Origin of the sequence: Streptomyces cyaneofuscatus (assembly GCF_033109485.1) — a bacterium.
GTDB lineage: Bacteria > Actinomycetota > Actinomycetes > Streptomycetales > Streptomycetaceae > Streptomyces > Streptomyces cyaneofuscatus.
Map to the genome: position 1 here is coordinate 5,898,022 of NZ_CP137002.1, position 19,980 is coordinate 5,918,001.

14 protein-coding genes and 2 pseudogenes are annotated in these 19,980 nt (G+C 70.2%); 10 read left to right on the top strand and 6 right to left on the bottom strand.

The window, feature by feature from the left end:
• Positions 1-252: 252 nt before the first annotated feature.
• Positions 253-1,068 (bottom strand): annotated as a pseudogene (locus tag R2B67_RS25880) (MFS transporter); the annotation flags it as partial.
• 126 nt (positions 1,069-1,194) lie between these two features.
• Between R2B67_RS25880 and R2B67_RS25885 the strand changes: the two are divergent.
• Positions 1,195-1,833, top strand: coding sequence for a hypothetical protein (locus tag R2B67_RS25885; RefSeq protein WP_317821398.1), 639 nt, complete (start codon positions 1,195-1,197; stop codon positions 1,831-1,833).
• An 89-nt stretch (positions 1,834-1,922) separates the two neighbouring features.
• Here the strand turns inward: R2B67_RS25885 and R2B67_RS25890 are convergent, their stop codons facing one another.
• The 3 genes and pseudogenes from R2B67_RS25890 to R2B67_RS25900 form a co-directional block, all read right to left on the bottom strand.
• Positions 1,923-2,078, bottom strand: coding sequence for a hypothetical protein (locus tag R2B67_RS25890; protein ID WP_317821399.1), 156 nt, complete (start codon positions 2,076-2,078; stop codon positions 1,923-1,925).
• A 42-nt stretch (positions 2,079-2,120) separates the two neighbouring features.
• A pseudogene (locus tag R2B67_RS25895) lies at positions 2,121-2,219 on the bottom strand (RHS repeat-associated core domain-containing protein); the annotation flags it as partial.
• A gap of 357 nt (positions 2,220-2,576) precedes the next feature.
• The gene (locus R2B67_RS25900; protein ID WP_317824958.1) at positions 2,577-5,825 is read right to left on the bottom strand and encodes an RHS repeat-associated core domain-containing protein; all 3,249 of its coding nucleotides are present in this window, start codon (positions 5,823-5,825) and stop codon (positions 2,577-2,579) included.
• A gap of 396 nt (positions 5,826-6,221) precedes the next feature.
• On the opposite strand from R2B67_RS25900, the gene dusB reads away from it, so the two are divergent.
• Complete coding sequence (gene dusB / locus R2B67_RS25905) at positions 6,222-7,370, top strand: tRNA dihydrouridine synthase DusB (RefSeq protein WP_109977594.1); 1,149 nt, start codon at positions 6,222-6,224, stop codon at positions 7,368-7,370.
• A 76-nt stretch (positions 7,371-7,446) separates the two neighbouring features.
• Here the strand turns inward: dusB and R2B67_RS25910 are convergent, their stop codons facing one another.
• Positions 7,447-8,202, bottom strand: a complete 756-nt coding sequence (locus R2B67_RS25910; RefSeq protein WP_317821401.1) for a GntR family transcriptional regulator — start codon at positions 8,200-8,202, stop codon at positions 7,447-7,449.
• Positions 8,203-8,467: 265 nt separating this feature from the next.
• Here R2B67_RS25910 and R2B67_RS25915 point away from each other — a divergent pair, with 265 nt between their 5' ends.
• The 8 genes from R2B67_RS25915 (at position 8,468) to R2B67_RS25950 (ending at position 18,612) form a co-directional block, all read left to right on the top strand.
• On the top strand, positions 8,468-9,646 hold the full coding sequence (locus R2B67_RS25915) for an ABC transporter substrate-binding protein (RefSeq protein ID WP_317821403.1): 1,179 nt from the start codon (positions 8,468-8,470) through the stop codon (positions 9,644-9,646).
• On the top strand, positions 9,646-10,602 hold the full coding sequence (locus R2B67_RS25920; RefSeq protein WP_317821404.1) for an ABC transporter permease: 957 nt from the start codon (positions 9,646-9,648) through the stop codon (positions 10,600-10,602). The genes R2B67_RS25915 and R2B67_RS25920 overlap by 1 nt, the downstream gene beginning before the upstream one ends.
• Complete coding sequence (locus tag R2B67_RS25925) at positions 10,590-11,498, top strand: ABC transporter permease (protein WP_317821406.1); 909 nt, start codon at positions 10,590-10,592, stop codon at positions 11,496-11,498. The genes R2B67_RS25920 and R2B67_RS25925 overlap by 13 nt, the downstream gene beginning before the upstream one ends.
• A gap of 6 nt (positions 11,499-11,504) precedes the next feature.
• The gene (locus R2B67_RS25930; RefSeq protein ID WP_317821407.1) at positions 11,505-12,668 is read left to right on the top strand and encodes an ABC transporter ATP-binding protein; all 1,164 of its coding nucleotides are present in this window, start codon (positions 11,505-11,507) and stop codon (positions 12,666-12,668) included.
• Positions 12,665-13,372 carry an HAD family hydrolase gene (locus tag R2B67_RS25935; RefSeq protein WP_317821408.1) on the top strand — a complete coding sequence of 236 codons (708 nt, stop codon included), beginning with the start codon at positions 12,665-12,667 and terminating at the stop codon, positions 13,370-13,372. Before R2B67_RS25930 ends, R2B67_RS25935 begins: the two co-directional genes overlap by 4 nt.
• A gap of 365 nt (positions 13,373-13,737) precedes the next feature.
• Complete coding sequence (ppdK, locus tag R2B67_RS25940; RefSeq protein WP_109977591.1) at positions 13,738-16,449, top strand: pyruvate, phosphate dikinase; 2,712 nt, start codon at positions 13,738-13,740, stop codon at positions 16,447-16,449.
• Between the two features lie 557 nt (positions 16,450-17,006).
• The gene (locus R2B67_RS25945; RefSeq protein WP_317824959.1) at positions 17,007-18,044 is read left to right on the top strand and encodes an ArsR/SmtB family transcription factor; all 1,038 of its coding nucleotides are present in this window, start codon (positions 17,007-17,009) and stop codon (positions 18,042-18,044) included.
• Between the two features lie 157 nt (positions 18,045-18,201).
• A complete protein-coding gene (locus R2B67_RS25950) occupies positions 18,202-18,612 on the top strand; it encodes a VOC family protein (protein WP_026241404.1) in 411 nt (136 codons plus the stop codon).
• An 82-nt stretch (positions 18,613-18,694) separates the two neighbouring features.
• Here the strand turns inward: R2B67_RS25950 and R2B67_RS25955 are convergent, their stop codons facing one another.
• Positions 18,695-19,861, bottom strand: a complete 1,167-nt coding sequence (locus R2B67_RS25955; protein ID WP_317821411.1) for an alkaline phosphatase PhoX — start codon at positions 19,859-19,861, stop codon at positions 18,695-18,697.
• Positions 19,862-19,980: the final 119 nt, after the last annotated feature.

A 19,980-nucleotide genomic window follows, 5' to 3' on the forward strand; every position in this document is an offset into this window, starting at 1 on the left:
CTCCTTGAGGGCCGAGGCAGCCGGATGTCCGGTGGCCGACGGGCTGCCGTTCACAGTGAAGGGCAGCCTCGACAGAAAAGGCAACAGTCGGGTAAGCGCTTTCTGTTTTATCGTTGCAAAGATGACGGGCAGTTGATGGTCAACTGCCGTTGAGATCTATGCTGTTCCCGGCACAAAGGTGCTGGGCAGGCAGGCAGAAAGCGCTGTCATCCGGACGCGTGCTCTCAGCGCGCTTTCTCGACGCCGCCCCGCTCACGCGACCGTACGCGGCAGCCGCAGGCTCAGCCCGGTCGTCAGTGCCACCGCCGCCAGCTGCACCAGCAGCGTCACGATCAGCGCGTCCCGCATGCCGAGGCCCGGCACCAGCGCCAGGAACAGGGTGCCGAGCGTGGCCACCCCGAGGGCGAGGGCCGCCTGCTGCGTCGTCGTCATCACGCCGCCGCCCACCCCGGCCTTCTCCGGCGGTACGTCGGAGAGCACGATCCGGAAGAGTACGGGGAGTTGGAGGCCCTGTCCGAGGCCCGCGACGGCCACACCCGGCAGCAGGCCCCACAGCCCGAGGCCCTCCCACGCGGAGTGCACGGTCAGCACCAGCACCACCACGCCCACCGCCTGGATCACCCCGCCCGCCGTGACGACCCGGGTGCCGTAGCGGCGGATCAGGCGGGGACCGGCGAGCGAGGCCCCGAAGAACGCCAGGGCCATCGGGGCCAGCGAGAGACCGGCGGCCGCCGGGCCCATCCGCAGGCCCTGCTGGAGCGCCACCGCGATCACGAACATGAAGCCGCCGAAGCCGATCGAGAACGGCACCACCAGCGCCAGCCCCCGCCGCAGCGAGTCCAGCCGCAGCAGGCTCGGCGGCACCAGCGGTACGCGGCCCAGCCGGTCGGCCCGCCGCTCCACCCGGTAGAAGGCGTACGCGGCGACCGGGAACAGCCCCAGCGACACCCAGGTCCACAGCGGCCACCCGGCGGCCCGCCCCTCCGTGAGCGGGGCCAGCAGCGTCATCAGGGACAGCGCCAGGAGCAGCGTTCCCGGTACGTCGACGGGGGCGGGGCGGTCCAAACGAGGAGACCCGCACCCGGCTGGAGCGGCTGCACCGCATCGCTCTGGCCGCCGAGCTCAAGTAGCGGTGTCGGAGAGGAGGGCGTCGCTGCAAGGCATCGTCCCGGACCGGTCGGTAGGGTCGCGGACGTGCGTGATGTACGGGTGGTTCTGATCGGCGGGACGTCGAACGTCGGAAAGTCGACCGTTGCCCACGCGGTGGCGGAGAGACTCGGGTTCGAGGCCCTGAGCACCGACGGGTTGGCCCGGCACCCCGGGCGACCTTGGAGAACCCCGGAGCGGGAGGTGCCGGCCCATGTGGCCGAGCACTACGGATCACTTACGGTTGACGAACTGATCGCGTCTGTTCTCGGCCACTACGATCGACTGTGGCCCCGTATCGAAGAGTTGATCGCGACCCATGCGACCGTGGGGTGTGGCAGGACGGGCGTGGTTCTGGAGGGGTCGGCACTCTGGCCCGTCCACGTCGCGACGCTGCGGGTCCCGCGCACGGCCGCCGTGTGGCTCACCGCCGCCGACTCCGTGGTACGCGCCCGCGTTCACGCGGCGGGCCGCTACGAAGCGGCGACCGACCAGGAACAGGCCCTGATGGAGCGGTTCCTGGCCCGCACCGAGCGCTACCAGACACTCATGACCGAGGCCGTCGACAGGCTGGGCCTGCATCGCATCGACGCGGGTCGCGGACAGTCCGCCGGGGAACTGGCCGACATGGTGATCGCGGCAGCCGACGCGCAGACCGCGGTGGGTCGGCCACCCACCGGGCAGTGACCACGCGCGACGGTTGACGAGTACCGGGCCGCGCTCACCTGGCTCGAAGGCCGAATCCGTTCGTCAGGATGAAGACGCCGGCTATGACGCTAGCCGCGCCGTCCGGCAAGGACTCCTGCCAGTCCGCAACAAGCGGCGACGACGAGAACTATCGCAAGCCAGGTCGGCCCGGCGATCATCGCGATGACCGCTCCGATCGCCATCAGCAGACTCCCCACCGCGGCGATGATCTGCCCAGCTTTCACGCACATGTCTCCATTCCTGAGGCAGCACCGGCCGGAGGGGTCGGGGGTGGTGAAGCGGCCGATGTCGGGGTCGTAGTAGCGGGCGGCGAAGTGGTAGAGCCCAGTGGGGCCCTGGTGGCCGCCGGCGAAGCGGTAGGGCTGCGGGACCTGTTCGCCCGTGGTGGCGCGTTACGCGTCGCGAGGGGTGGTGCGGACGAGGTCGCGATGGACCGGGGCCGGAGGTGCGCGGCGGGCTTCCGGGCACCTCCGGCCCCGGAGGGCCATCCGTCCGCCAACAGACACAGAAGGAGATTCGTTGCCGGGGCAGACTGAAACGCGCTGGCTACCCCTGGCAACGAATGAGTCAGTCCACGGTGAGGATCCCTACGGTCACCCCTGCGATGATCGCCAGAACCCACAGTGCGATCTGAATTTTTCTACTGCGAGTCATTTCCGTCTCCAAGAATTCATGAAGGGGAGCGATCGGCCAGCAGTTGGAGCGCCTCGTCGCACCGTCGTTTAATCCGGAATGAATCCGCCGGTGGGGTCGGCACAGGCCCATAGATCGCCAAGCTCCTCCTTGAGGTCATTGCCGTCTTCATCCAGGACCGAGTTGATGGAGTAGCACGCGACTACGTAGCCGGGGGCCGGCTTCCCCCACTTCGCCACAGTCTTCGCGCCGTTGACGATCGGTGAGTACCAGGCGAGTCCGGTGGGGTCGATGCGGTTGACGGGGTCGCCTTCGGCGTAGAGGTAGGGGTTCTTCTCCTGGCCGGAGGGGTCGGGGGTGGTGAAGCGGCCGATGTTGGGGTCGTAGTAGCGGGCGGCGAAGTGGTAGAGCCCGGTGGGGTCCTGGTAGCCGCCGGCGAAGCGGTACGGCTGCGGCGCCTGCTCGCTCGTGGCGGCTCGCTGGACGCCGCGCGGGCTGTAGGAGTACGTGTTGACCTTCGTGCCGGACTCGTCGGCCAGGGCCACGACGCTGCCGAGCGCGTCGGTCAGGTAGTAGTGGTTCTTCCCCCCGCGGGTCATGGAGTTCAGCGTGCCCCCGGGTTCGCGGTTGAATCCGGTGTCCACGCCCGCCGTCGAGGTGGCGGAGAGGCCGAGCGGGCCGTTGTGGAAGAAGGTGTCGCCGAGCTTGATGCGCTCGGACTGGTCGGTCGAGCCGTACTGGCCCGCGTACGTCTTCCCGCCGGTGGTGATCGACGTCATCTGCGAGTGGTCGGACCACTTGATACCGGTGCGCGTGGTCTCCGGGGTGGAGGCGGCGGCGGTCTCGTTGCCGATCTGGTCGTAGGACCAGTTGGTGGTGGAGCCGTTCTTCGCGGTGATCTGCTGGGCGTCGTTGACGGTGTACGTGGTGCCGCGCGGGCAGCCCTTGTCGGTGCCCTGCGAGGTGAGGTTGCCGCCCAGGTCGTAGCAGTACTGCCACGAGGAGTTGAGCGTGGAGCCCTTGTTCTCCGCCGCGTAGGAGAAGCGGCCGGCGCTGTCGTACTCGTAGCTCGTCTTCGTCCCGGCGACCGTGTCGGTGGTGGTGCGGATCTTGGTGCCGTCGGTCGCGCCACCGGTTCCGTAGCCGTAGGTGTAGGCGAGGTCGACCAGGGTGCCCTTGGGGCTGGTGGCCTTGATCTTCTCCGGGCGGCCGGACTTGTCCGGGGTGACCGTGTGGACGGTGTTGCCGGGGTAGGTGGTGACCGTACGGACGTCGTTCTTGTTGTACTCGTACTTGGTGATCTTGCCCTTGGGGTCCTTCAGCTCGGTGAGCTTGTTGACCTTGTTCCAGGTGTAGTCGGTCAGGCCCGCCGGGTCCTGGTAGGTGTCGACGTTGCCCGCCGGGGTGTAGGCCAGAACTGTCTGCGAGCCGTTCTGCAGGGTCCGGACCGTCTCGCGGGAGAGCGGGTCGAAGGCGTACTTGATGACGCCCGTGCCGTCCGAGCGCTGGGTGAGGTTGCCGTCGCCGTCGTACTCGTAGGTGACGGCCTGGTAGTTGGAGGAGTCGACCTTCTTGACCCGGTCGCGGTGGTCGTACTCGTAGGTGATGGTGATGCCGCGGGCGTCCTTGGCGGTCGCCACCCGGCCGAGGTCGTCGTATGTGTAGGTGGTGGTGCCCAGCGGCGCGGGGGCCTTGGCCGTCTTCAGGTTGCCCTGGGCGTCGTAGGTGAAGGTGGTGGCGACGGACTTCGAGGCGGTCAGTTCCGTGGTGACCTTGCAGATCTGGCCCTCGAAGCCCCCGCAGGTCGGGGTGGCGGGGTTGTAGTCGAAGGACTGGTTGCCTCCGCCCGTACCCTCGACGGCGACGGACTTGGTGTTGCCCGCCGTGTCGTAGGTGTAGTCGGTCTTCTCGCCGTCCGCCGTCGTCGACCGACCGGGCAGGTCCGCGCCCGCGATGGTCTGGTAGCCCGTCACGGTGGCGGTCGCTCCGGTGGGGAGGGTGGAGCCGGTGGGGTTGTTACGGGAGTCCCACCCATAGGTCGTCTCGTTGCCGGGGGTGCTGCCCACGCCCATGGCGTCGGTCGCGGTGTCGATGTTGTGGTTCGCGTCGAAGGTCCGCGACCGGCTCTGCTGCAGTGCGTCGGTGACCTTCTCGATCTGGCCGTCCGCGTCGTGCTCGTACTTCGTCGCGTGGGTCTCCGGGTTGGTGACCGTCGTCGTACCGGCGTCGCTGTGTGAAGCGGCGGAGTAGGCGTAGCTCCAGGTCGGGCCGGTGTGGCCGGAGCCGTTCAGCTCGGTGGCCCGGAGCATCGAGGTGACGCGGTTCTCGTCGTCGTAGGTGAAGACCGTCACCCGGCCCTTGGGGGTGGTGATCTTCGTCAGGCGGCGCGAGGAGTCGTAGCCGAAGACGGTGGCCTTGCCCTCGGTGTCCGTCGTCTTCGCCAGGTCACCGGCCGGGTTGAGGTCGAAGACGGCGGTTCGGCCGGTGTGATCCTTGGCCTGCCACTGGTTCGGGTAGGTCTTGACCAGATCCACCCACCGCCCGGAGCGGGTTTCCGTGATCTTGAAGCCCTTGTGTTCCGAGCCCTCGTCGTGCTGGGTGACGGTGATGGCGCCCTTGTTCCGGTCCGTCACCTTCGTCAGGGTGCCGTTGGCGTCGTAGGTGTCCTTGGAGCCGGACTTGCGGTCGGTCAGGGTGTACGTGCCGTCCGCGCTCTTCTTCAGGTCCTTGGAGTACCCCTTCGGCGTGGTGAAGGTGCCGTCGGCGTTCTTCGTGAAGAACGCCGCGTCCCCGGTGGCGCCGTAGACCACCACCTCGTTCGTGAAGACGTGGAGGTAGCGCTCGTACTCCTGCCACCACCGCTGCGACACCTTGCCCCACGGGGCGTCCAGCGAGTTGTAGGTGCGGGCCAGCCGCAGCTTCTGGCCGACGCCGGCGACGTCGAAGTCGGTGCCGGCGAGCATGAGATTGCCGTTCGACAGGTTGATCCTCGCCACCAGCGAGTCCGTGACCCGGACATCGGAGATCTGGTGCCAGGGCACCGCACCCTGCCCCTCCGGTACGTACACGCGCACACCGGCCGACGAACGCGCCGCGGGAGACGAGGCGCTGTCACCCGCCTTGGCCCGCTTCTTCTGCGCCTCCTGCCAGGCCGTCTCCGCCGCCGACGGCGCGGACTGCTCCTCGCCGGCCGGCGGTCTGTTGGTGCCGACCTTGACCGGCGGTATGGACTCCGGATCGGCCTTCTTGCCCCAGACCGACCCCACTGCCGGGGCCGGGGCCGGGTCGCCACCCGGCGCGGCCAGCGCCGGGAGTGCGGAAGCGCCCAGCGCGGCCACGACCAAGGCCGCCGTCAGAGCACCTCTGTGAGATGTGCGAAATGTGCGAGATGTGCGAGCACGCCGAAACGGCGTGCCGGAAGCACGCGAAACCATGCGATCCCCCGCGGGATTCGTGGGCGCGGTGACCGCTGCGATCACCGGAGCGGCACACGCTGCCACGAGCCCTTCACGCGACACGAACAAGTTCTCGACCAGGAATCCGTAAACGTGCCAGAACAAGCCGACCTGCGCGCCCGGTACACCCCGGAAAGTTCTCCGCCGCGCCAACACTTTCCCTGTGGAAACTATTTGTGCCTCAAGGAAACGGGGCTGAAAATCGCCCCCCGCCGCCCCCTGCCGCCTACGCGGAAGCCCGAGCCCGCCACCCCCTCCGGCGTACGCGACAATGGAGCAATGACCACGCTCGCCCCCGCCCTCCCGCAGCTCCGCATCGGCCCGCACACCGTGCAGCCCCCCGTGGTGCTCGCGCCCATGGCCGGCATCACCAACGCCCCGTTCCGGACGCTGTGCCGGGAGTTCTCCGGGGGCAAGGGGCTGTTCGTCAGCGAGATGATCACCACGCGGGCGCTGGTCGAGCGCAACGAGAAGACCATGCAGCTCATCCACTTCGACGCGACCGAGACCCCGCGCTCGATCCAGCTGTACGGAGTGGACCCGGTCACCGTCGGCAAGGCCGTCCGCATGATCGTCGAAGAGGATCTGGCCGATCACATCGACCTGAACTTCGGGTGCCCCGTCCCCAAGGTCACCCGCAAGGGCGGCGGCTCCGCGCTGCCCTACAAGCGGCCGCTGCTGCGGGCCATCCTCAAGGAGGCCGTCTCAGGCGCAGGGGACCTCCCCGTCACCATCAAGATGCGCAAGGGCATCGACGACGACCACCTCACGTTCCTCGACGCCGGACGCATCGCCGTCGAGGAGGGGGTCACCGCTGTCGCCCTGCACGGCCGCACCACCGCCCAGCACTACGGCGGCACCGCCGACTGGGACGCCATCGCCCGGCTCAAGGAGCACGTCCCGGAGATTCCCGTCCTCGGCAACGGCGACATCTGGTGCGCCGACGACGCCCTGCGGATGATGCGCGAGACCGGGTGCGACGGTGTCGTGGTCGGGCGCGGGTGCCTCGGGCGGCCCTGGCTCTTCGCCGATCTGGTGAACGCCATGGAGGGCCGTGCGACCCGGCACGCGCCCACCCTGCGCGAGGTCGCGGACGTCATGGTGCGGCACGCGACGCTGCTGGGGGAGTGGATCGGCGACGAGGCCCGTGGCGTGATCGACTTCCGTAAGCACGTGGCCTGGTATCTCAAGGGCTTCGCGGTCGGCTCCGAGATGCGCAAGAAGCTGGCCATCACCTCCTCGCTGGAGGAGCTGGGCGGCCAGCTGCACGAGCTGGACCTCGACCAGCCCTGGCCCGACGGTGCCGACGGGCCGCGCGGGCGGACCTCGGGCAACAACCGGGTCGTCCTGCCGGACGGCTGGCTCAAGGACCCGTACGACTGCTCCGGTGTCAGCGCCGACGCCGAGCTGGACACCTCCGGCGGCTGAGTCCGTACGCGTACGAGTCCGTGCGTGTACGAGTCCGTACGCGTACGAGGCGGGCTGAGCCCCACCCCGAAGCCGGTCAGCCCCGCACGTCCGGGCCCGCCCGGCGCTCCAGCGGGGCCGCGCCCGCCGAGTTCATCACGTTGAAGACCACGCTGCCCGCCCGGTAGCGGTCGTCCGTCCACTCGATGGCCCGGCCCGCCGCCGTGTACGTCAGGTGGCGCTGGCGCAGCAGCGGGCTGGCCCGGCGGACCTGGAGCAGGCGCGCGTCCTCGCTGCCCGCCGCCACCGCGTCGATCAGGTGCTCGCCGTGGTGCGCGACGATGTCCGCCCGCTCCGCGATGCTGTCCATGATCGAGACGCAGTCCTCCGGCAGCTCCAGGACGGCCGGGGCCACCCAGTCCGCGTACACCGTCCGCTCCACCATCACCGGCTCCCCGTCCAGCCACCGCAGCCGCAGCACGTACAGCACCTGGCTGCCCGGCTCCGCGTCCAGGCGCTCGGCCTCCTCGTCGGTCGCGGTCCGCAGCGTGCGGGCCAGGATGCGGCTGGCGACCTCGCACCCCATCGCCTGTGCCCACTGCGCGAAGCTGTTGAGCTGCTGGAAGCTCTGGCGGCGCTCCTGGCGCAGCACCACCCGTCGCGCCCCCTGCCGGGAGCCGATCAGGCCCTCGGAGGCCAGCAGTGCCACCGCCTGGCGGACCGTGCCGCGCGAGACCTCCCAGCGGGCGGAGAGGTCGCTCTCCGACGGCAGCCGGGAGCCGAGCGGATAGGTGCCGGTGCGGATGGCGTGCCGCAGCGACTCGGCGATCTCCCGGTAGCGCGTAGCGCCCACACGTCCCCCTTGGCTTCATGTAAACCGTGCGTTGTGTACAGGTCCGCTCGTCGGTGACGGTCCTGCCGCTCACTCTAGCGTCGGCGTGACACGTTTCGATGCAAGGCCGTTATCTACCACAACCCCTGAATAGTAGGCTTTCCTCTTCCTGCCCTCTTGTGGCAGTGGACATGGGACGTTAACTTTCCCGACACCTGGCCCGGGCGAACTGGTGCCAGCTTGTATGAACAAGTGGCCCTCACGCTTCGCTCCAGGGAGACCTACCGTGCGCAGAGCCCGACCCTGTCCCCGTATCCGCGCCAACAGCCGTGCCGTTGCCGCCCTCGCCCTCTCCACCGCCGCTCTCACCGCTCTCACCGCGTGCGGCGCCGCGCCCGAGGAGGAGGGCACGACCGGTGCGAACGGGGTGAAGTCCACCGAGGCCGCCTCGGTCGCCGACTTCGGCGGGCTGGAGAAGCTGGTCGCCGCCGCCGAGAAGGAGGGCGAGCTCAACGTGATCGCCCTGCCGCCGGACTGGGCGAACTACGGCGAGATCATCAAGAGCTTCCAGGCCAAGTACAAGGTCAAGATCAAGAGCGAGAACCCCGACGGTTCCAGCTCCGACGAGATAGCCGCCGTCAAGTCCCGCAAGGGCCAGAAGCGCGCCCCCGACGTCCTCGACCTCGGCATCGCCTTCGCCCGCAGCGGCGCCGCCGAGAACCTCTTCGCCCCGTACAAGGTCGCCACCTGGGACAAGATCCCCGACAGCCAGAAGGACGCCGACGGCCGCTGGTACAACGACTACGGCGGCTACGTCTCCATCGGCTGCGACGCCGCCCGCATCAAGACCTGCCCCGAGACCTTCGCGGACCTGCTGAAGCCCGAGTACAAGGGCAAGGTCGCCCTCAACGGCAACCCGACCAAGTCCGGCTCCGCCTTCGGCGGCGTGTACGCGGCGTCCCTGGCCAACAAGGGGTCGTTCGGGGACATCCAGCCCGGCATCGACTTCTTCGGCAAGCTGAAGAAGAGCGGCAACTTCATCCCCGTCGAGTCCACCCCGGCCACCGTCGAGAAGGGCGAGACGCCGATCAGCATCGACTGGGACTACCTGAACGCCGGGTACGCCGACCAGTTCAAGGGCAAGGGCGTCGACTGGAAGGTCTCCGTACCGAAGGACGGGGTCTACGCCCAGTTCTACTCGCAGGCCATCAACAAGGACGCCCCGCACCCGGCGGCCGCCCGCCTGTGGATGGAGTACCTGTACAGCGCCGAGGGCCAGAACCTCTGGCTGAAGGGGTACGCCCGCCCGGTGCTGCTGCCCGCCATGACCGAGGACGGGACCGCCGACAAGGCCTTCGTGGCCAAGCTTCCCGCCGTCGAGGGCACGCCGACGTTCCCCTCCTCCGAGGAGCTCGACCAGGCCAACGCCACGCTCTCCGAGAACTGGGACAAGGCCGTCTCCTGATGACCCCCTCCCACCCGACCGCCGCCCCGGGACCCGGGGCGGCCCCCGCTGCCGGCCGGACGACCGAAGGCAGGAAGGCCGAAGGCAGGAAGGCCGGCGGCCGAACGCGCCGCCGCCGGGCGCCTCGCGCCTGGCTCGGGGCCCTCCCGCTGCTGGTCTTCGCCGGGCTCTGCTTCGGACTGCCCGCCGGCGCCCTGCTGTACGGGGCCATCACCCGTACCGACCCGGTCGCCGGGACCACCGAGTTCACCGGTGAGCACCTTCAGCGCTCGCTCCAGGGGCCCTACCTCACCTCGCTCACCGGCAGCGTCGAACTCTCCGCGCTGACCGCCGCCATCGCCACGATCTTCGGGGTGCTGATCGCCCAGGCCGTCGTCACCTCCCGGCGCGGCGCGCTGCGCGGCGCCGTGCTCACCGCCTCGGGCGTGCTCGCCAACTTCGGCGGCATCCCGCTGGCCTTCGCCTTCGTCGCCACCCTCGGCATCTCCGGTGTGGTCACCCAGCTCGGCCACCTCGACGCGCTCGGCTGGAACCTCTACTCCTTCACCGGGCTCACCGTCATCTACCTCTACTTCCTCATCCCGCTCATGGTGATCGTCGTCGTCCCCGCGCTGGACGGACTGCGCCCCCAGTGGCGCGAGGCCGCCCGCAACAACGGCGCCACCGCCTGGCAGTTCTGGCGGTACGTCGGACTGCCGGTGCTCGCGCCCTCGCTGCTCGGCGGGTTCGTCCTCCTCTTCGGCAGCGCCTTCGCCGCGCACGCCACGGCCGCCGCCCTCGTCGGCGGCTCCGTACCGCTGGTCACCCTGAAGATCGCCGACGCGCTCTCCGGGAACGTCCTGGTCGGCCAGGAGAACGTGGCGCTGGCCCTCAGCCTCGACATGATCGTGATCGCCGGACTGGTGATGGCGGTCTATCTGCCCCTCCAGCGACGGAGCTCCCGATGGCTGCACTGACCACCGCCGCCCCGGCCACCGAGGCGCCCGTCCCGGTGAAGGCCGCCCGCCGCTCGCGTCCGCGCTACTGGCGCGGGGCCGTCCTGGCGATCGCCGGGCTCTACTTCGTCACCCCGCTGCTCTCCTCGTTCGTCTTCACGGTCCACGTGCCGAACCAGGGCCTCACCTTCGAGGCGTACAGCGGCATCCTGTCCGCCGACGGCTTCACCGAGAGCCTGTTCCTCTCGCTCTCGCTCGCCGCCGCCACCATCGCTCTGGCCCTGCTGCTCGTCGTCCCCGCGCTCGTCGCGGTGCGGCTCGGGCCGCCCCGGCTGCGGGCCGTCGTCGAGATCATCTGCATGTTGCCGCTGGTGGTGCCGCCGATCGCCCTGGTCACCGGGATCGCCACCGTGCTGCGCTGGGGGCCCGACCACTTCTCGCGCACCCCGCTCTACCAGACCTTCCTGGCCGTGCAGAACGAGTCGTTCCCGGTGGTGCTGGTCCTCGCCTACACGGTGCTGGCGCTGCCGTTCGTGCACCGTTCGCTGGACGCGGGGCTGCGCGCCGTCGACGTACCCACGCTGGTGGAGGCGGCCCGGAACTGCGGGGCGAGCCGGTTGCAGGTGATCGTGAGCGTCATCCTGCCCAACCTGCGCTCCTCGCTCGCCGGGGCGTCGTTCCTGACCCTGGCGCTGGTGCTCGGCGAGTACACCGTCGCCTCGCTGCTGGGCTTCCGGCCCTTCGCGGTGTGGATCGTCACCGTCTCCGGTGCCGAGGCCCGGATGTCGGTCGCCGTCTCCCTGCTCTCCCTGCTCATCACCTGGGCCCTGCTGCTCGTCCTCTCGCGCGCCGGAACCGGGTCCTCCGCCACCACCGTCCCGGCCGCCGCCCCCACTCCCGTACCTGGCAAGGAGTAGCCACCCATGTCAGCCCTGCCCACCGCCGCCCCCCGTCCTGAGCCGGCCGAAGCCGGCGCCCGGGAGGGGCGGGCCGCCACCGGCGCCCGGGTGGAGTTCCGCTCCCTGCGCCGGGCGTTCGGCCCCACCGTCGCCCTCGACGGCCTCGACCTCACCGCCGAACCCGGCGAGCTGCTCGCCCTCCTCGGCCCCTCCGGCTGCGGCAAGACCACCGCGCTCCGGGTCCTCGCCGGGTTCGAGCAGCCCGACTCCGGCGAGGTCCTGGTCGACGGCGAGGACATCACCCCGGTCCCCGCCAACCGGCGCGACGCCGGGATGGTCTTCCAGTCCTACAGCCTCTTCCCGCACCTCAACGCCCGCGACAACGTCGCCTTCGGCCCCCGGATGAAGGGCGTCGCCACCGCCGAGCGGCACGCCACCGCGAACGAGCTCCTCGAACTCGTCGGGCTCCCCGCCCACGGCGACCGCTACCCGCACCAGATGTCCGGCGGCCAGCAGCAGCGCGTCGCCCTGGCCCGCGCGCTCGCCCTGCGCCCCCGGGTCCTGCTCCTGGACGAGCCGCTCTCGGCGCTCGACGCCAAGGTCCGGCTCACCCTGCGCGAGGAGATCCGCCGCCTCCAGCTGGCGCTCGGGATCACCACCATCTTCGTCACCCACGACCAGGAGGAGGCCCTCTCCATGGCCGACCGGGTCGCCGTCCTCAACGCGGGCCGCCTGGAGCAGTGCGCGCCCCCGGCCGAGCTGTACGAGCGCCCCGCCACGCCGTTCGTCGCCGAGTTCGTCGGCACCATGAACCGGGTGCCCGGGCAGCTGACCGGCGACGGTTCGGTGGCCGTCGCCGGGGCCACGCTCCCCGTCGACGGTGACGTTCCCGCAGGCCGGGGGCCGGTCGACGTCCTCATCCGCCCCGAGAGCATCGGTGTCACGGCAGACCCGGAGGGCACGGCCACGGTCGTCTCCGCCGCCTTCCTGGGCTCGGTCACCCGGGTCCTCCTCGACCTCCCGGACGGCGTCGCGGTCAAGGCCGACCTCGCCTCCCGGGACGCCACGGAGCTCGCTCCCGGGATACGGGCCCGGGTCGTCCCGGTCCGCCGCCCGGTGCTGGTCGTGCCCGTACGGGAGACGACGGCACCCGGTGCCGCGGCCTCCGGTGGCAAGGTGGACGCGTGAAGACGACCGCCCCCGCCGCCCTCCCCTCCGCCGTCCTCTTCGACATGGACGGCACCCTGGTCGACACTGAGGTCCTCTGGTGGGAGACGGCCCGTGAGGTGGCGGCCGGGCTCGGCCACCAGCTGAGCGACGCGGACGCCCCGGAGGTCGTCGGCCGGGCCGTCACCGACACCGCCGCTCATCTGATCGGCGTGACCGGAGGCGACCCCGCGGAACTCCCCGGCACCGCCGCCGAGCTGACCGACTCCTTCTTCCGCAAGGTCGACGCGGGCGCCCCGCTGCGCCCCGGAGCCGCCGCGCTGCTGGCCGCGCTGGAAGGCGCGGGCGTGCCGATCGCCCTGGTCAGCGCCTCGCCCCGGAGTGTCGTGGACGCGGTGGTCGCCGGGTCGCTGGCCGGGGTGGACTTCGCCTTCACACTGTCGGCCGACGACACCGTACGGACCAAGCCGCACCCGGATCCGTACCGGGCGGCGGCCGAGCGGTTCGCCGCCGACCCCGCCGCCTGTGTGGCGGTGGAGGACTCCCCGGACGGCACGGCCTCCGCCGACGCCGCCGGGTGCGCGGTGCTGGTGGTCCCGTCGCTGCTCCCGGTCGCCCCCGGGCAGGGGCGGACGTTCGCCCGTAGCCTGGAAGAGGTGGATCTCGGGGTGCTCGCCGACTGCCTGAGTCGTCCCCGGGACATCTCCGCGCCGTCCGAATCCTGAAATCCGGGGTCCGAAACCAGCGTGATTCACGCCACCCTTGATCGGCGGTGCGCTCAGATGAGCGTTATGGCGGTGGCTGCACTTCTGGAAGACCTGGCACTCAGTGCCACGTAACGGCGTTCGAGAAGTGTACTCAAGTGCGGAGTGTGCCGCTCACATGAGAGCTGAGGGTCAAGAAATGGCCATGCTGCCTTCAGGAGATGAACGGAGAGCCGCAGCCCGCCCGCCGGAGAGTTTCTTTAGATCTGCTGGCGGACGGGTGGTTGCGGCCGCATGACGACCAAGTGGACGTACCCATACACCTTCGATCTGGGTATGTTCCTGGCCGTCAGGGCAGCCACCGCGTCCTCGAGGAGTCGAGACCCGTGTCGGAAAACAAAGATCCTCAGAAGTTCGTCTACGACTTCACCGAGGGCAACAAGGATCTGAAGGATCTTCTGGGCGGCAAGGGTGCGAACCTCGCCGAGATGACCAACCTCGGTCTTCCCGTCCCGCCGGGCTTCACGATCACCACCGAGGCCTGCAAGGTCTACCTGGAGAGCGGGCAGGCGCCGAAGGCGCTGCGCGACGAGGTGAGTGCGCACCTCACCGCGCTGGAAGAGCGGATGGCCAAGAAGCTCGGCCAGGCCGACGACCCGCTGCTGGTCTCCGTCCGCTCGGGCGCCAAGTTCTCCATGCCCGGCATGATGGACACGGTCCTCAACATCGGCCTCTCCGACGCCTCGGTGGCCGGCCTCGCCACCCAGTCCGGTGACGAGCGCTTCGCCTGGGACTCCTACCGGCGCCTCATCCAGATGTTCGGCAAGACCGTGCTCGGCGTCGACGGCGACCTCTTCGAGGAGGCCCTGGAGGACGCCAAGGCGGCCAAGAAGGTCACGGTCGACACGGACCTGGCCGCGGCCGACCTGAAGAAGCTGGTCAAGCAGTTCAAGAAGATCGTCCAGGACCAGGCCGGACGCGAGTTCCCGCAGAACGCGCGGGAGCAGATGGACCTGGCCATAAACGCGGTCTTCGACTCGTGGAACACCGACCGCGCCAAGCTCTACCGCCGGCAGGAGCGCATCCCCGGCGACCTCGGCACGGCCGTCAACGTCTGTTCCATGGTCTTCGGCAACCTCGGTCCCGACTCCGGTACGGGCGTCGCCTTCACCCGCGACCCCGCCAGCGGCCACCAGGGCGTCTACGGCGACTACCTCACCAACGCGCAGGGCGAGGACGTCGTCGCCGGTATCCGCAACACGGTGCCGCTCGCCGATCTGGAGTCGATCGACAAGAAGTCGTACGACCAGCTCATGCAGATCATGGAGACGCTGGAGAACCACTACAAGGATCTCTGCGACATCGAGTTCACCATCGAGCGCGGCCAGCTCTGGATGCTCCAGACCCGGGTCGGCAAGCGCACCGCCGGTGCCGCCTTCCGGATCGCCACCCAGCTCGTCGACCAGGGCCTGATCGACGAGGCCGAGGCGCTCCAGCGCGTCAACGGCGCCCAGCTCGCCCAGCTGATGTTCCCGCGCTTCGACATCGAGGCGAAGACCGAACTGCTCGGCCGGGGCATCGCCGCCTCGCCGGGCGCGGCCGTCGGCAAGGCCGTCTTCGACTCGTACACCGCGATCAAGTGGTCGCGCTCCGGCGAGAAGGTCATCCTGATCCGCCGCGAGACCAACCCCGACGACCTCGAAGGCATGATCGCCGCCGAGGGCATCCTGACCTCGCGCGGCGGCAAGACCTCGCACGCGGCGGTCGTGGCGCGCGGCATGGGCAAGACCTGTGTCTGCGGCGCCGAGGACCTGGAGGTCGACACCAAGCGCCGCCGGATGACGGTGGGCGGCAAGGTCATCGAGGAGGGCGACCTCGTCTCGATCGACGGCTCCACCGGCAAGGTCTACCTGGGCGAGGTACCCGTCGTACCGTCGCCGGTCGTCGAGTACTTCGAGGGCCGGATGCACGCGGGTGCCGACGACGCCGACGAGCTGGTCGCCGCCGTGCACCGGATCATGGCGTACGCGGACCGGGTCCGCCGGCTGCGGGTGCGGGCCAACGCGGACAACGCCGAGGACGCGCTGCGGGCCCGCCGCTTCGGCGCCCAGGGCATCGGCCTGTGCCGCACCGAGCACATGTTCCTCGGTGAGCGCCGCGAGATGGTCGAGAAGCTGATCCTGGCGGACACCGACGACGAGCGCGAGAGCGCCCTCGCCGCGCTCCTGCCGCTCCAGAAGGCCGACTTCATCGAGCTGTTCGAGTCGATGGACGGGCTGCCCGTCACCGTACGGCTGCTGGACCCGCCGCTGCACGAGTTCCTCCCCGACATCACCGAGCTGTCGGTGCGCGTGGCGCTCGCGGAGTCCCGCAAGGACGCCAACGAGAACGACCTGCGCCTGCTCCAGGCGGTCCACAAGCTGCACGAGCAGAACCCGATGCTGGGTCTGCGCGGGGTGCGCCTCGGCCTGGTCATCCCCGGTCTGTTCGCCATGCAGGTACGGGCGATCGCCGAGGCCGCCGCCCAGCGCAAGAACGCCAAGGGCGACCCGCGCGCCGAGATCATGATTCCGCTCGTCGGCACGGTCCAGGAGCTGGAGATCGTCCGCGAGGAGGCCGACCGGGTCATCGCGGAGGTCCAGGCCGCCACCGGCACCGACCTGAAGCTGACCATCGGCACCATGATCGAGCTGCCGCGCGCCGCGCTGACGGCGGCCCAGATCGCCGAGGCCGCCCAGTTCTTCTCGTTCGGCACCAACGACCTGACCCAGACGGTGTGGGGCTTCTCCCGCGACGACGTGGAGGCCTCGTTCTTCACCGCGTACCTGGAGAAGGGCATCTTCGGGGTCTCCCCGTTCGAGACGATCGACAAGGACGGCGTCGGCTCGCTGGTGCGCAGCGCCGTGGAGGCCGGCCGGGCCACCCGCCCGGACCTCAAGCTCGGCGTCTGCGGTGAGCACGGCGGTGACCCGGAGTCGGTGCACTTCTTCCACGAGGTGGGCCTGGACTACGTCTCCTGCTCGCCGTTCCGCATCCCGGTGGCCCGCCTGGAGGCGGGCCGGGCGGCTGCGCAGTCGCGCGGGAGCGACAGCCGCTGATGCGGCACGTGTGACCAACTCCGGGGATTCATAAGGGAATTGGGCTGGGTCCCTCACCGGCCCGCCATCCCGGGACAGATCCCCGGAACACCGAGAAGCGGCGGCACCCTGTGCGGGGGTGCCGCCGCTTCGTCTTGCCCGCGGAATATGTGGTGGGCGCCGCCGGAAGGCGGACCATAGCGGAATGCTTGCTACCGATGTGTCGTAGCACACATTGCTTCGTTTAATGCGCAAAGAAATGGTGATGGCCGCCCGGTGGAGCGGAGGGGACCGGGGTGCGGTCCATGGATCCCCACCCATGGACCGCACCCGGCTTTACCCCCGTCGGGTACGGAGCCGCACCGCCGCCCGCCGCCGCCGAACACACAAAGCCCCCCACGGCCTTCACGTGCTCATCCGGCGGGCACCGGATGCGTACCCGACGTCGTACAGCTTTTCGGGTGAAGCGGAACGGGGCGAGACGTTTCACTTCTGGCCGAAACCCCGTGGTGACCTCCTGTGACGGTCCGCATACCCTTCGGTGGGGGCAATTGCGGATGCAACAGGTGGGGGCGGTAGTGCTGCGGATCCATGTGTCCAGGCTGGACCTTTCGCGGGTGCGGATGGCCACGAGACCGGACGCGTTGTGGGAAACGATTCTCAGTTTTCACCGGCTGAGGGACCGGCGGGCTTCGACGGTGTTCGGGAAATGGCGGACCGAAACGCGAGCTCGGTTGAATGGTGAAGCACAACTGCTGTCGGCGGTCGTCCCGCCCCGCGGCTATTTCCCGGATTTCCTGACGCCCTCGCAGGAAGGCGCCGAGCCTTTCGGGCTCGACGTGGGAATGGAGGCGCTGCGGGACACCCCCGCCGACCGCATCCGCCGCGAGCTGGACCTGATGGTGGCCGGACGGCGGCGGCAGCGGGGCGCACGGGGCCCCGGCTGCTCCGACGCCGGCGCGGGGCGGGTCACGGCCGCGCTGCCCGCCGCGCTCTCCGAGGGCCGCGCCGAACCCCTCGCCCGGCTCATCGGCGCCCTGCGGAGCTACCACGACGCCGCCGTCGAGCCGTACTGGCCGCACATCCGGGCCTCCGTCGAGGCCGACCGGGCCGTGCGGGGCCGCGCGCTCCTGGACGGCGGAGCCGACGGGCTGCTGGCGGCCCTGCCGCCGATGATCCGGTGGCGGGCCCCCGTGCTGGAGGCGGACTACCCCGTCGACCGCGACCTGTATCTCGACGGGCGCGGGCTGCTGCTCCAGCCCTCGTTCTTCTGCCGGGGCACCCCCGTCGTCTACCGCGACCCGTCGCTCCCGCCCGTGCTCGTCTACCCGGTCACCCACCCCGGCGCCCCGGAGTTCGCCGAGCCCGGACCCTGGCTCGGCCGGCTCGTGGGCCACACCCGCTCCGCCGTCCTGCAGTCCATAGGCAACGGCTGCACGACGAGCGAACTGGCCCGCCGGGCCGGGGTGTCCCTCGCCTCGGCGAGCCAGCACGCCTCCGTCCTGCGCGAGGCGGGCCTGGTCCTCACCCTGCGCCACGGCAGCTCGGTGCTCCACACGCTGACCCCGCTGGGCGGCTCGCTGCTGCGGGGCGGGGCGCCGCTCGCGCTGTCCTGAGGGGCGCCGCCGGGGGGCTCCTGAGGGGGCGGGCGGCCGCGAAAAGTCGGTGGAAACTCGTCGCGCGTACGGCGATGAGTTCCTGGCGGCCCCGCCGTCTACCCCTTCGACAGCGCCCACGGGGACAGCCCGAAGGACAGAGGAAGAGGCAACGACCATGGCTCAGATGATTTTCGTGAACCTGCCGGTGAAGGACCTGGAGACCTCGAAGGGGTTCTACGAGAAGCTCGGCTACGGCATCAACCCGCAGTTCAGCGACGACAAGACCGCGTGTGTGGTCATCAGCGACACGATCTTCGTCATGCTGCTGACGGAGCCGCGCTTCAAGGAGTTCACCAAGAAGGACATCGCGGACGCCTCGAAGACGACCGAGGCGATCCTCGCCCTGAGCGCCGACAGCCGCCAGAAGGTCGACGAACTCGCCGACGCGGCGCTGGCGGCCGGCGGGTCCCCGGCGGGGGAGACGCAGGACATGGGCTTCATGTACGGCCGCTCGTTCCAGGACCCCGACGGCCACATCTGGGAGGCCATCTGGATGGACGCCTCCGCCGTCGAGGGCCAGGGCTGAACCGCGGGGGCTGAACCGCGGGGGCTGAACCGCGAAAGGGTACGCCGGGGCCACGGGGGAGCCCCGGCGCACACGCGGCGCGTCAGCTGCGGAACGGCCCCGTCACCTCGTACGTGATGCCACCGGACGAACTGCCGCTGGTGCCGCGCTGCGAGGAGAAGTAGAGCCGCTTGCCGTTCGGGGAGAACGCCGGGCCGGTGATCTCCGAACCGGACTGGCCGGTGATCCGCAGGAACGGCGCCACGGTGTCGTTGGGCGTGATCAGGCAGATCTCCATGTTCCCGCCGTCCTCCGCCACGTACAGGTCGCCGGAGCCGGCCCGGGTGACGTTGTCGACCCCGGTCAGCGGGGCGGCGCCGCCCGTCACCAGCGAGTCGTCGTACGCCAGCGAGATCGACGAGGTGGTCGCGTCGTACGCCCACACCCGGTTGTCGCCCTTGGTGGTGAACCAGCAGGTGCCCGCCGCGTAGAAGCAGCCCTCGCCGCCGTTGAAGACCTTGGCGCCGGAGACCTGGTGGCGGGTCTGGGTCGAGGAGGCCGCCGGGTCCGGGACGTTGGCCCAGGTCACCGGCCCGGAGGTGCCCGTACCCGCCACCAGGACCTGGAGCGTGCCGCTCGACAGGTTGCCCCAGGTGGTGGGCCGGAAGCGGTAGAAGCGGCCGTCGGTCTCGTCCTCGGTGAGGTAGATGTACCCGTGGTCGGGGTCCGAGGCCGCCGCCTCGTGCTTGAACCGGCCGAGCGCGGGCCGCTGCACCGAGGCGTTCACGCCCCACGGGTCGGTCTCGTAGACGTACCCCCGGGTGACCTCCTCGCAGGAGAGCCAGGTGTTCCACGGGGTCGAGCCGCCCGCGCAGTTGTTGTTCGTCCCCGACAGGATGCGGTACGCGGACGTCACCGTGCCCGAGGAGTTGAAGCGCACGGCGCTCGCCCCGCCGCCGCTGCCCGAGGAGACCTCGGCGTTGGAGACGTAGATCCAGCCCGAGCCGTCGGCGTAGGTCGCCCCGCCGTCGGGGGCGCTGTGCCAGCGGTAGGAGGTGCCCGGCACGGTCTGGCCCGACCGGGCGATGATGCGGCTGGTGAAGCCGCTCGGCAGCTGGATGCCGTTGCCGTTGGCCGCCTGCAGTGCGCCGTACGGGCCGGGGGCCGGCTGAGCGGGTGCGGCGGAGGCGGCGCCGCGCCACAGGGTGCCGCCGAAGGCCGCCGCCGAGGTGCCGACCACCGCCGTGCGCAAGAAGGTCCGACGTTCCACGATCACTCCACGGATGAGTGAGGGCCCGCCGCTCCGGACGGACCGGCGGGTCGCGCGTCAGGACTGTAGGAGCGCTCAGTTGACGGGATGTCAATTCGTGGTGAACGGCGGGCGGATGG

Excerpts from the sequence above, each read along its gene's own strand:
- R2B67_RS25950 (WP_026241404.1), top strand. The coding sequence starts at position 18,202 with ATGGCTCAGATGATTTTCGTGAACCTGCCGGTGAAGGACCTGGAGACC.
- R2B67_RS25925 (WP_317821406.1), top strand. The coding sequence starts at position 10,590 with ATGGCTGCACTGACCACCGCCGCCCCGGCCACCGAGGCGCCCGTCCCG.
- R2B67_RS25930 (WP_317821407.1), top strand. The coding sequence starts at position 11,505 with ATGTCAGCCCTGCCCACCGCCGCCCCCCGTCCTGAGCCGGCCGAAGCC.
- R2B67_RS25920 (WP_317821404.1), top strand. The coding sequence starts at position 9,646 with ATGACCCCCTCCCACCCGACCGCCGCCCCGGGACCCGGGGCGGCCCCC.
- dusB (WP_109977594.1), top strand. The coding sequence starts at position 6,222 with ATGACCACGCTCGCCCCCGCCCTCCCGCAGCTCCGCATCGGCCCGCAC.